Origin of the sequence: Pseudoalteromonas sp. CST2 (assembly GCF_028599385.1) — a bacterium.
GTDB classification, from domain to species: Bacteria; Pseudomonadota; Gammaproteobacteria; order Enterobacterales; family Alteromonadaceae; genus Pseudoalteromonas; species Pseudoalteromonas atlantica.
In genome coordinates, this window is sequence record NZ_JAQREO010000001.1 from 246,583 (window position 1) to 259,075 (window position 12,493).

The 12,493-nt window shown below is 39.8% G+C and carries 11 protein-coding genes; 4 read left to right on the forward strand and 7 right to left on the reverse strand.

Annotated elements, in window-relative coordinates; all coding sequences use genetic code 11:
- Window positions 1-15: 15 nt before the first annotated feature.
- Window positions 16-1,287 (reverse strand): dicarboxylate/amino acid:cation symporter, encoded by a 1,272-nt coding sequence (locus tag PSH41_RS01150; RefSeq protein ID WP_273588638.1) that lies wholly within the window; start codon window positions 1,285-1,287, stop codon window positions 16-18.
- A gap of 521 nt (window positions 1,288-1,808) precedes the next feature.
- Window positions 1,809-2,879: a mechanosensitive ion channel family protein gene (locus PSH41_RS01155; protein WP_054982666.1), complete on the reverse strand. Its 1,071-nt coding sequence runs from the start codon at window positions 2,877-2,879 to the stop codon at window positions 1,809-1,811.
- 131 nt (window positions 2,880-3,010) lie between these two features.
- Between PSH41_RS01155 and PSH41_RS01160 the strand changes: the two genes are divergently transcribed.
- Complete coding sequence (locus PSH41_RS01160; protein WP_004589124.1) at window positions 3,011-3,973, forward strand: YihY/virulence factor BrkB family protein; 963 nt, start codon at window positions 3,011-3,013, stop codon at window positions 3,971-3,973.
- Here PSH41_RS01160 and PSH41_RS01165 read toward each other — a convergent pair.
- Both PSH41_RS01165 and PSH41_RS01170 read right to left on the reverse strand, forming a co-directional pair.
- On the reverse strand, window positions 3,970-4,860 hold the full coding sequence (locus tag PSH41_RS01165; protein ID WP_004589125.1) for a LysR family transcriptional regulator: 891 nt from the start codon (window positions 4,858-4,860) through the stop codon (window positions 3,970-3,972). The two genes, PSH41_RS01160 and PSH41_RS01165, sit on opposite strands and share 4 nt — an antisense overlap.
- 73 nt (window positions 4,861-4,933) lie before the next feature.
- Complete coding sequence (locus PSH41_RS01170; RefSeq protein WP_273588639.1) at window positions 4,934-7,954, reverse strand: bifunctional diguanylate cyclase/phosphodiesterase; 3,021 nt, start codon at window positions 7,952-7,954, stop codon at window positions 4,934-4,936.
- A 345-nt stretch (window positions 7,955-8,299) separates the two neighbouring features.
- On the opposite strand from PSH41_RS01170, the gene PSH41_RS01175 reads away from it, so the two are divergent.
- Complete coding sequence (locus PSH41_RS01175; protein ID WP_256851425.1) at window positions 8,300-9,142, forward strand: pirin family protein; 843 nt, start codon at window positions 8,300-8,302, stop codon at window positions 9,140-9,142.
- A gap of 21 nt (window positions 9,143-9,163) precedes the next feature.
- Window positions 9,164-10,144: a glutathione S-transferase family protein gene (locus PSH41_RS01180; protein ID WP_273588640.1), complete on the forward strand. Its 981-nt coding sequence runs from the start codon at window positions 9,164-9,166 to the stop codon at window positions 10,142-10,144.
- A 70-nt stretch (window positions 10,145-10,214) separates the two neighbouring features.
- Here the strand turns inward: PSH41_RS01180 and PSH41_RS01185 are convergent, their stop codons facing one another.
- The 3 genes from PSH41_RS01185 to PSH41_RS01195 are packed head-to-tail and all read right to left on the reverse strand — an operon-like array spanning window position 10,215 to window position 11,259.
- Window positions 10,215-10,457: a hypothetical protein gene (locus tag PSH41_RS01185; protein ID WP_004589129.1), complete on the reverse strand. Its 243-nt coding sequence runs from the start codon at window positions 10,455-10,457 to the stop codon at window positions 10,215-10,217.
- A gap of 10 nt (window positions 10,458-10,467) precedes the next feature.
- Complete coding sequence (locus tag PSH41_RS01190) at window positions 10,468-10,914, reverse strand: hypothetical protein (RefSeq protein WP_273588641.1); 447 nt, start codon at window positions 10,912-10,914, stop codon at window positions 10,468-10,470.
- A 6-nt stretch (window positions 10,915-10,920) separates the two neighbouring features.
- Window positions 10,921-11,259 carry a DUF883 domain-containing protein gene (locus PSH41_RS01195; RefSeq protein ID WP_096042303.1) on the reverse strand — a complete coding sequence of 113 codons (339 nt, stop codon included), beginning with the start codon at window positions 11,257-11,259 and terminating at the stop codon, window positions 10,921-10,923.
- 769 nt (window positions 11,260-12,028) lie between these two features.
- On the opposite strand from PSH41_RS01195, the gene mraZ reads away from it, so the two are divergent.
- Window positions 12,029-12,487: a division/cell wall cluster transcriptional repressor MraZ gene (gene mraZ, locus PSH41_RS01200; RefSeq protein WP_004589407.1), complete on the forward strand. Its 459-nt coding sequence runs from the start codon at window positions 12,029-12,031 to the stop codon at window positions 12,485-12,487.
- Window positions 12,488-12,493 lie beyond the last annotated feature (6 nt).

Genomic DNA, 12,493 nt, shown 5'->3' on the forward strand with positions numbered 1-12,493 from the left:
TTACTAAATCGAGGGTTATTGCTTAGCGGGTTGAGACGCTGTGTTGTCTTGGTTGTAAAGGGTTTCGTCAAGCTCGCCTTCGCTTTTACCAATTAATAAAGTAACCATTAAATCGCCAGTTACATTTATGGTGGTGCGCGCCATATCTAAAATTCGGTCAATACCGGCAACTATTGCAATGCCTTCAAGTGGTAAGCCAACGGTGGTCAGTACTAGCGAAAGCATAATAAGGCCTGCACCGGGTACACCAGCGGTGCCTACAGAGGCTAAAGTAGCTGTAGCTATAATGGTTAAGTAATCTGTTGTGGTGAGGTCAATACCAAAGGCTTGGGCAATAAACAGTGCTAATACGCCTTGGTATAAAGCGGTGCCATCCATGTTAATAGTGGCGCCTACTGGCAGTACAAAGCTTGATACAGTGCGCGATACACCTAAGTTTTGGGTGGCGCATTTAATGCTGGCAGGTAAAGTACCTGAGCTACTTGTGGTGGTAAAAGCAATAATTTGCGCTTCAATAATACCTTTATAAAAACGCTGTGGATTAAGCTTGCCTAGTAAGCCTACAAAGCCGCCACCCAACACTAAAACGTGAATAATACAGCCTAGGTACACTAAGCCAATTACTTTTATAAGTGGCAGTAAAACATCCAGTCCGTACTTGCCAGATACCCAAGCCATTAATGCAAATACACCGTATGGTGCCAGCTTCATTACAAGCTCAGTTAATTTGTACATTGCATCGGCTAGGCTTTCAAACATTTTGCTAGCGGGTTCGCCTTTTTCACCAATTAGGTTTAAAGCAATGCCTAAGCTCAACGCAAACACTATAATTTGTAAAATATTACCTGAGGCTAATGATCCCACTGGGTTTTTTGGTACTAAACCTACAATGGTGTCTACTAAGGTAGGGCTTGGTTTAGCATCGGCTACTGTGGTTGCAACCATATTTAAGCCTGCGCCAGGTTCAAACAACAACCCAAGACCCAAACCAATCGAAATAGCTACTGCGGTGGTGGCTAAATAAAATACGATTGACTTAACACCAATACGCCCCATTTTAGTGGTGTCTTTCATTGAGGTAACACCAACAATTAATGAGCAAAATATAAGCGGTACAATTAACATTTTAATGGCGCTAATAAATAGCTGGCCAATTGGTTTTATATATTCAGCATTATTGCCTAACAGCATGCCGGCAATAATACCCGCTATCATACCTATGAGTATTTTTAGCCAGAGCGCCATTTTTTTAGGCTCGTTGTTATTAATACTTGTTGTACTGGTCATAGTGTTATTCCAATTATTTATAATATTTAGTGGGAGCTATTTAACTTTTGCTTAGGGCGTTAACGCGCATATTGCACTGGCACGTGCACAGGCCGCACAAGGGGCTTGCAATTTTATGGACAAGCTTTCGTTAGCCTTTTTAGATAGGGGTTGTTTGTACACGTGCATAATTAAGCTCTAAAGTTGTTAGATTATTGTTATTGCATTAATAATGCCAAGCACGGTTTTGTTAATAACGTATTGAATGTTATTGGTTTTATTGTTTTTGGTTGGTGGTTTGTTAATATAACTTTTTGAATAATTATTAATAATTAAAGGCGGGTTAAAGGCGGCTTAAATGATGGTTTATAAATAACTCATTTAAAATCAATTAGTTGATAGGTGTATAACTTTTATTATTGGTATAACAAAAGTTATATTTAATGCATTAATTAATCATATTTTTTGATTTTTTAGGGTTTAAAACATTATTAAGCTGTAAATTGGCTGTATGTGGTTTTATTTTTTCTTATACGTTTAGCTTAGATAATATTTTTACCCTGTTCAGGATCCCGTGATTTTTCAGCTTGATCACGAATTTCGTCGGTATCACTACTTACATCATCAACCGTTTCATTTTGCTGCTGCAGCTGCTTAGAGCTTTGCTGAGTAGTTAAAGGTTGCTCAGCTTTGTTGGTGGGCTTTTGTGTATCACTCTCATCAGGTGCACTGAGTAAAATACGCTCGCGGGCATCATCTGGCATACTGATGTTTTGCGCTGTAAATTCGGTTACTAGCTCACGCATTAACTGCGAGGCCACTTTTAACGGACTATGTTGTTCGCTGTTAACCCAAAAAAACAGATTAAAGTTAATTGTTGAGCTGCCTAAATTATTGATCAGCACTTGTGCTGGTGGCTCAGTAATCACACCCGTTTGCTTGTTTGCAATTTCAAGGGCGAGTGTTTGGCAGTAGCGAATATCGTTATCGTAACCTATGCCAATCACCACCTTGGCACGCATTTTTGGATTTGCAGTTAGGTTTTTAATGGTATTTTTATAAACCGTGGCGTTAGGTATTTGTATATGGTTGCCATCGTAATCAACTAAGGTGGTTGCGCGAGCGGTGACCTTTTTAACCACACCTAAACGGCCATCGACTTCTATTACATCGTCTATTTTAAATGGCCGTTGAACGCTCAACAGCAAACTAGCAATAAAGTTCTCTGCTATGTCTCTAAAGGCAAAGCCCAATATTAAGCCTATTAATCCGGTGCCGCTCATAATGGCAATAGCAAATTCGGTAAGTCCTGCTAAACGTAAAAATAAATACACGCCCAGCAATAAAATTAAAATGCTAATCCCGCGTTTGGCCACTAAGTGCACAAGTTTACTGTCGGTCATATAAATGAGCGGTTTTACTAACAGCTTAGACAAAGGACTGGCGACAAAGTAGCTAATAGTTAAAAGTATAAAACCTAATAAAAGAGTGGGTAATATTTGCGCTGTTGCGTGAAGTAATTGCAAACTTTGGGCGTATAAATACTGCCAACTGAGCACGCTTTCTGGGGTGTTTAAGGCATTCACAGCCGTGGTGTTCACTGCAATTAGCATAGTTATAAGGCTGTTCATGGTGTATTACCTTGGTATTTTAAATAATCTAGCAAGCAGCAAGTTTAATACCAATGCCATAAGCACAGCTTGGCAAACTTTTTGCTCGATAATAGGATAAAAAGGAGCAAACAATGAGCAAACCTAAACGGGGACAACATGCCGAGCAGCCAGTGCACATTCCGGTTATTGGTTGGTGGGACATAGCCAAACGTATTTTTAAGCAAATGAGCCAAGACAACTTATCGCTGGTTGCAGCGGGCGTTGCGTTTTATGCCTTACTTGCTATTTTTCCTGCTATTGCTGCAATGGTTTCTGTGTATGCGTACTTTTCATCGCCCACCGATATTAGTGAACACTTAAGTAAAATAGTTACCTTATTACCGCAAAGTACGAGCGATTTAATTTTATCTCAGGTCTCGAGCTTGGCTCAAACCTCTAACGCCAGTTTAAGCTTAAGTGCAATTGGTACACTTATTCTTACTATTTGGAGTAGCTCTAAAGGCAGCCAAGCGCTTATTACTGCCTGTAATATTAGTTATCATGAATACGAAAAACGCTCTTTTTTTCATGCTCAGTTAGTACGTTTTTTATTTTCGGTAGGGGCTATTTTAGTGGCTATTTTTGCTTTGCTAATTATAGGTATTTTACCCATAGTTCTTAATTTAGTGGGCTTAAAAGAAAGTATAGACTTACTAATAAAGTTAATATCGTGGCCATTACTCGCCTTTATGTTTAATTTTGCATTGGTGCTTTTGTATCGCTATGCACCACACCGAAAACCCGCTAAATGGCGCTGGATCACACTTGGCTCGTGTATTGCGACTGTATTATGGATTTTAGCCTCAATTGGTTTTTCGTTTTATGTGTCTCACTTTGCAAGCTACAACGAAACGTATGGTTCGTTAGGCGGGGTAGTGATTATGCTAATGTGGCTCTATATAAGTGCCTATATTATTACGCTTGGGGCGGTAATAAATGCGGCAACCGAACAACAAACAGCGAAAGATAGTACCAAAGGCCCCGCTAAAGAACGCGGTAAACGCGGAGCCTATGTTGCTGATCACCTTGATGTAGATGAGCCGACAAACTCTTAGCCCGGCTCGTTATTGCACAAGCTTATGAGATGCTGAGTAAATGCTTGGCCAACGGGGCCTAAACGGTCATTGTCGGTGCACATTAAATAAAGCTTTAAGGAGCGGGTTGTACCTTGCTCTAAATTAAGGGGCTTAAGTGTGTTGTTTTTAAGATAAGGTTTAATTTGTGCACTAGGCAGCCATGCATAACCAAAGTTTTGGCTAACCATATCAATAGAGTTACGTAAGTGACTTACTGTCCAGCGCATATCAGCCCCAAGCCAGCCGTCGTCGTGGCTGGTGTGGGTGGCCGAATCGCGAACAACTATTTGCCTGTGTAATTTAAGCTCTCTGTAGGTCAGTGGTTCAGTGCGCTGGTGCAGGGGGTGATCAGGGTGCGCAACGGCAATAAATTCTATGTCGCACAAGCTATGGCAATTAATGCCATAAAGCGCAATAGAGGTAATTGCTAAGTCGACCACTGCATTGGTAAGTAATTCGTTTGCGCCGTTAAGTACGCTTTCTATCAGTTCTATTTTTACCAGTGGGTATTGCTCATTAATATGGCTTAGCGCTTGGTACAATAAATGCTGCGGAAACACTTCATCTACTGCTATTTTTAATGTGCTTTCAATACCTTCGCTTAATGTATTAGCAACCGATTCTATTTTGCTGGCTTCATCTATTAAAAATTCAGCGCGGCGCAATATAAGCTTACCGTTTTCGGTTAAATACGCTTTACGGCCTTTTACTTCAAGCAATTTTACTTGCAGTGCCGACTCTAACTTTTGCACTGCATGGTGCACGGTTGATTGGCTTTTAAATACAGCGCTGCTAGCACCGGCAAACCCACCATGTTCTACAACAGCTTTAAACATTCTCCATTGCTCGAGTGTTGCCTTTGCCATTTTAAACCTTGTTACTACTTACTATTGATTAAACTACCTGACCGTGTAGGCACTCTATTTATTGCGTAACTACTTATTTATTATTGGCAATAACCATTTTTTTGCTGCTCAGCAGCGTCATAAACTCTTTTTTAGGGACTGGCCTTGAAAACAAATAACCTTGCCCGTAGTCGCATCCTGCTTTTAGTAGTAGCTGCATTTGTTGCTGCGTTTCAATTCCTTCGGCAATAACTTTTAGGCCAAGCTGGTGGGCCATTACAATAATGGCTTCACATAAAGCAAGCTCCTGGCTCCCAGCTTTAATATTATCAATAAAGCGTTTATCTATTTTTAGGTAATCGGTATCCATTTCTTGCAGGTACGCGAGCGATGAATAGCCGGTGCCAAAGTCATCTAGCGCTAATTGCACACCTGACTGGACTAATGTTTTTAAGCGACTTTGGGTTAGTGGCTCAGGGTTGACCATAAGCCCTTCTGTGATCTCGGCCACAATAGAGGAGGCGGGTAGTTTGGCTGCTTTTAAAATCTCACACCAATCGTCAATTCCGCTATCGATTGTTGATAACTGCACAGGAGAGACATTTATACTAATTTGAAATTGCTCCCCCATGGTGGTGTTTATTTCTTTTAGGGTGTGTATTGCTTGTGTAAATACAAATTGGCCCAGCGCATTTATTTGCCTAGTTTCCTCAGCAAGCGGTATAAACGTCGCCGGCGAGACTAACCCCTTTTTAGGGTGGTGCCAGCGAATAAGCCCTTCGGCTTTATGAATGTGCAAATCGTTTAATGCCACAATAGGCTGATAAAATAGCTCAAATTGTTCAAGCTCTATGGCGGAGCGTAAATCTTTTAATAGCTGCATACGCGCTTGCGCATGAATACGCATATCTTTTGAAAAAAACTCAAACCCATTACGGCCGTTATTTTTAGCTTTATACATGGCTTGATCGGCAGCTTTTAATAGCAGCTCTGTACTTTGGCCATCGCTAGGTGCGCATGCAATGCCCATACTAGCGCTAATAAATAGCTCCTCGTCTTCAAGCTGTATACTTGATGAAAGGCTTTGCAGTATATTGCTGGCAATTTGGTTTATATGGCGACTGCTTTTAACGTGGTCGTATACAATCACAAACTCATCACCGCCAATACGTGCGACAAAACTGGCGTTTATTGCAGCTTGAATTATCCGTTGAGAAACTAACTTAAGTAGATTATCGCCATAATGATGGCCTAACGTGTCGTTAATATCTTTAAAGTGATCAATATCGAGCAGCATCACAACAAGTTCGCATTTGTCGCCTGTTACTTCATCAAAACGCTTATTTAAACGCTCTTTAAGCTCTAGCCTATTTGGTAAATCAGTTAAGTGGTCGAAGTGAGTTTTTCGCCATATGGTTTCATCGGCTTGTTTTTTTTCTGTTAGGTCGGTAAAAATGGCCACCCGGCGAGTAGGCATATTTTTATCATCGTACACGGTATCTATAATGAGGTATTCGCTATAGGTGTCGCCATTTTTTTTACGATTAATTATCTCACCCTGCCAACGGCCAGTTTCTCTGAGCTCTGCCCACATTTTTTCATAAAATGCTTTTGAGTGTTTGCCAGATGCTAAAATACGGCTGGTTTTACCTATCGCTTCTTCTTTGCTGTATTGGGTTGTTTCGCAAAATGCAGGGTTTACGTCATAAATAATGCCGTCGGGGTCTGTAATCATCATCCCTTCACTACTATTACTGTAAACAAGCGACGCTAAATGAAGTGCTTTTTCGTTGACCTTTTTTTGGCTTATATCTCTAAGAACAATAATGTATTCATTATTAGTGAGTGCATTGATTCTTGCCTCAAAAAAGTGCTCTTTAGATTTTTTAAACAATGTAAACTCAATGGTTTGTGAGCCCTCTAAAGTACCTAATTGAGAAAGCAGTAACTCTGCGTTGGCCTCAGAGAGTACATCCACTAATTTTAAAGCTTTGCCTGTCTCAACATTTAGCACAGGGCTAATATAGCCGCCAATATAAAGGATTTTGCCTTGGGCATTTATACGTATGTAGGTATCGGGTAAAGCATTTAATAAGCTCATTAACTCGTTGTGCTTATTTTTTAATTTAGCCTCTGCAGATAGCCGGGTTTGTGCCATCACAGCAAAACGGTCATAAAGCGCGCGCAGCTCTGGGCTATTGGGCTTTTTAATATGTTTGGGCATAGTGCCATTTGCCAGTTCATCTGTGGCTTTGGTTAAATTAGCGATAGGCTTAAATATACTTTGTTTAATTAAGCGCCTAGCTAGCAGCACCAACAGGGCAATAGCCGATAAAAACGCAAAAATGGTTTTAGCAAAGCTTTCATTAACTTTATTAATAAAATCTTCAACCGAAACGGCTATATAAATATCTAAATTATTATCATGGCCGTCTTTGTATATAACTGAGCGATGAAAAACCTGGTTTTCGCCTTCTGCATTTTTAAACACGGTTAACGAGCTTTTATCGTGAAGTAAATCTATGTCGGTAATTTTTTGGCCTAAATTACGTGGTTGATTAGGGTAGTTGGCCAGTATTAAGCCATTAGAGTCGGCAATAACGGCCTTGGCATTGTTAGGTAATTTTGCTTCGCTTAAGGCGATATTCCACCAATTCAATGCAATAACGGTAACCAGTGTGCCTTTTAGTTGGTTATTACTATCTATAATTGGGTAGGCAAAATTGACACTTTGCGCTTGAATACTTCGGTCGTATTGAAAATACCCCACCGAAAAACTTTTATTACTAATGGCATTTTGAAAATAAGTACGATCGCTAATATTAATATTTTTACTACGACCATTTGTCACGCACTGTAGGTCGCCATTTTTATCAACAATACCTATATTTGCAATATTCTTATAAAGGGCTTTTATTTCGTAAAAGTAATTAGGGCAGGTTGTGGGGAGTGTTTCATTTTTTGCTGTTTTATCGGCTAAATAAATAGTAATACGTTTAACATCATCAACCATTGTTTTTTGATGTTGTGTCAATTGCTTAGCTATATTTACTATTCTTTCTTCACTTTTTTCAATGGCAGCATCACGCTCATACCATAGCGTAAATACCGTCACAGCGGCGCCGGGAATACTAAGTAGGATGAGTAGCCTATACAGCTGACTTTTAAGCGATGAAGTAAAAATAAGTTTTCCTTAAGCTCTGCGTCCCTAAAAAGTGATTGTAGACATAAAAGCCAAAAATAACCATACAAAATATAGGGTTGCACTAAAAAGTTATTAGAAATCAGCTTAAGTCTGTGTTTTTAATCATGAAGCTTATTATGCCAAATAAACGAATTATCAAAATAAGCACTCAACTTTCTAAAAAATAGAATGTTTTGCTCGATTTAAAGACATAGTCGTATTGTTTTATGAATGCTTTAATAAGCTCATTAATTAATCTACTACAGTATTTTAAATATGAACATAGCAAAAGTGTTAACTGCTTACGCCACCCAAGATGGTGATGGTGTAAACATAAGTCGAATACCTGGTTTTGATGGCAAATATCTCGACCCTTTTTTAATGATTGATGAGCTAAAGTCTAACAATGAAAGTGACTATATTGGTGGCTTTCCACCGCACCCTCATCGCGGCATTGAAACCTTTACGTACATTATTAAAGGTGGCTTTGAACACCAAGATCAAATGGGCAACAAAAAAGCGATCCGATCTGGCGATGTACAATGGATGAGTACAGGTAGAGGCGTAATGCACAGTGAAATGCCACTGACTGATGCAAAAGAGGGGCTGCATGGCTTTCAAATTTGGATCAATATGCCCAGTGGCGAAAAAATGCGTGCACCACGTTATCAAGATACTACACAAAATCCAGCACCTGAAGTAACTAACAAGCACGGCGTGAGCTTTAAAGCTCTTGCGGGTAATTGGCAGTTTGAAGATTCTACGTTAACGTCGAGTTTGCAAAGCTTAGCGGCCAATGCTGCACTGGCCAATGTTACTCTCCCCGTTAATACACGCATGCAGTTAGCAGGGCTTAAACAACGTAAAGTGATGATTTATGTTCATACAGGTGAGCTTATTACAGGTGACGAGCAAACATTTAATGCTGGCAAGTTGCTTATATTAAGTGAAAACAGTGACATTGATATATCTTCACAAAAGGGGGCGGGGATACTTATTTTAGCGGGTAACCCACTTGAGCAACCTATTGCACATATGGGCCCATTTGTAATGACCACGCAAGAAGAAATTAAACAAGCGGTGCGTGATTATCAAAACGGTGAATTTGGTAACATTTAATAGTTAATTGAGGAGGTTATTATGGGTTTATTAGTTGATGGCCAATGGCAAGACAAATGGTACGACACCGACTCGAATAATGGTAAATTTAAACGCGAAGCAGCGCAGCTTCGTAATTGGATCACAAAAGATGGCAGCCCTGGACCTACAGGAAGTGGTGGGTTTAAGGCGCAAGCAAATCGCTACCACTTATATGTTGCCTTAGCGTGCCCGTGGGCGCATCGCACACTTATATTCAGACAGCTAAAAGGCCTAAGCGATATTATTAGCGTATCGGTAGTCAGTCCAGATATGTTAGATAAGGGGTGGAGCTTTGATAAAGATAACCTCAGTAGCGGCGATGATTTATTTAATAGTGAATACTTACATCAAATTTATACCAAGCACGATAAAAATTACAGTGGGCGAGTAACTGTGCCTGTGCTTTGGGATAAGCAGCAAAATAAAATTGTTAGTAATGAATCTGCAGATATTATTCGTATGTTTAATACCGCATTTAATGAAATTACGAATAATACGGATGACTATTACCCACAATCACTACAAGCTGATATTGACGAAATTAACGACCTTGTTTATACCAATATTAATAATGGGGTATATAAAGCGGGTTTTGCAACCACACAAACAGCATACGAAGATGCATTTACTGCGTTATTTAAAGCACTTGATAAAGTAGAGGGCATACTAAGTAAAAATCGTTACCTGATGGGGAGCACATTAACTGAAGCGGATTGGCGTTTATTTACCACACTCATTCGGTTCGATAGCGTGTATGTAGGGCATTTTAAGTGTAATTTACGCACCATTGAAAACTACCCAGCGCTGAGTAACTATGTACGTGAGTTATACCAAATAGAGGGAGTAGCCAGTACGGTTAACCTTGAGCATATTAAGCGGCATTACTATTTTAGCCACACAATGATCAACCCAACGCAAATTATTCCAAAAGGGCCGGCGTTAAACTTTAGCCAAAACCATAATAGAGATGAGTTGGGCTAAGAGGTATTAGAAGGCATTAAAGTAAGCGGCAATTGCATTTTTAAAAAAGCTTTTATAAATGCAATTGCTGCTATGCAAATAACTTTACCAGCCAGCCGTATTTTCGCACAAAGCTGGTTTCGCTTTTGCCAGCTTGAACCGTTGCTCCGGCTAAAAAGGCTGATGCCAATCCTACCTTGGTGGCTGCAAAGCGCTTAAAGCGATACTTTATTGCTGCATGGTGCTGGCGTTTTAATGCATGCTGTAAATCCATTTGCTTATTTAACGTGTCAACGTTCTCATTGGGTTCTTTAATTAGAAAATTAACGAGCATGGTTATTTCCTTATAGATTTAAAAGTTGCTTCACACTTTTAATCGTTTTACTAAAGCCAATTTTATTGCTTAGGTATACGGTATTTCGCCAAAGCCAAATTAAACAAATTATTTGCGCGAGTGCAGCAGTAGCAAAGCTAAGCCAAACCGAGCCAAATAAATCATATACACCGTAGCCAATTGCACCTAGTAAGCCGGCCCACAACAAAATCAAACCACTGGCAAAACATCCTAAAAATATAGTGATCAACGCCATTGATCGTAACGACAGCTTCCACTCAGCCTTTGCAAGTTGGTGGGTAAGCTTTCCTTGCGTTTTATAATCCTTCTTGAGCTGGTCAGAGTATTCAATGATCTTTGCTATATGATCCTGCCAATCATCCTTTTGGCTAGGGTCGTCAGTTGTTTGATTTTGAGCATTACCGTCCGTGGTTGCTGTTGTTTGTGAGCTACTCATTATTTATTACTTACGACGAAATAGTGACGTTACAAGCATACCCGCCGCAAAAGCAATACCCGCTGTTGCTAGCGGATTTTCTGAGGCAAAAGCACGCGTTTTTGCGCTGCACTCAGATAGTTTTTCACGAGCAATAAGTTGTTTTTCGCTTAGTGCTTCTGCAGAGCTTGAAGCGCCTTTACGTACGCTTGACTCAGCAACTGATGCCTTGCTTGAAAGTGCATCTACTGCATCGTGTGCTACAGACGTTGCTTTTTCAGTCAACGGTGCCTCACTCTCTTTTTGTTTAAGATCAGGTTTCATGTTTGTTTCAGTATTCGGTTTTGTATTTGTTGCAGTAGCCATAATCAATCCTTAATAAATAAAATAAAAAAATTTAACTGGTGCTATGGCAGATGCAACGATTAAACCAACCATTAAAAATAATTTAACCACTTGATTTTATTGTTTTTATATATTTAAGGTAGGGTGCGGTAGATTAAATAAAAAGCAGCATGAAGTAAGTATTGCTGCTGTGCTAAGTAAATTTTACATGCCTATAAACCTAGGGCCTGTTTACCTTTCGAGATTTAATTTGCAGCAGTCTGTTTGGGATTTAGGCAAGGTAGAGCCTATGTAGTGTGGTTATTCCCCATAAATAGGCGATAACGACGTATAAATGTCAAACAGGCGCTGCCCGAAGGGTTCTGCCTAGGGGGCATTTACTCTTTGTTACTCGGTTTTTACTTAGCCCACTAGGTTACAAACCTCACGCCGCGATTAAATACCCCCTAGATTGAACAAATTATAATCCTTAAAGGTCAACAGGCTCTAGATTCATTTTTTTGTAATTATTCATTGATTATTCAGTAAGCAAATTATGTAAACCAAACGTTATTAGCAACGCTTTAAAAAAATTTTATCTACTACCTCCACTTTTTCCCACGTAATTCAATCGCTTTGCGTAAAGCCTTATTTTTTCTAGCTTAGCGAGACGTTAAAGCTGGTCAGCTTACTTGACAAAAAGGCTTGTCAAGCCCTAAACTGGAGCACTGTGGTAAAAAGTGGTTTTTAGTGGATCTAACTGGATCAAATTAATCGAAACTCGATTACACAATTTAAAAGTAGGCTTTTTATGTTTCGTGGCGCTAGTTCACTGAGCTTGGATGATAAAGGACGTTTTGCGGTACCGACTAAGTACCGAGACGCTTTGCTGTCTGAAGATCAAGGAACGGTAATATGTACCATTGCGCTAAACGAGCCGTGTTTATGGTTGTATCCTCTTGCACAGTGGCAAGAAATAGAAAGCCGCTTATCTAAAATCTCTAATATGAATCCACGCGCTCGCCGAATGCAACGTATGTTGTTAGGTAATGCCACAGAGTATCAACTTGATAAAAATGGTCGAATTTTGCTGGCGCCTTCATTGCGTAGCCACGCAGAACTTGGCAAAAAGATCATGCTAGTTGGTTTAATGAATAAATTTGAAATTTGGGATGAAGCGCGTTGGCACGAACAAATGCGCCAAGACACTGAGCTGGAAAGGCTCGGCGATTTTGAAGCAAACCAAGATTTAGATAATTTCACACTCTAACGGCAC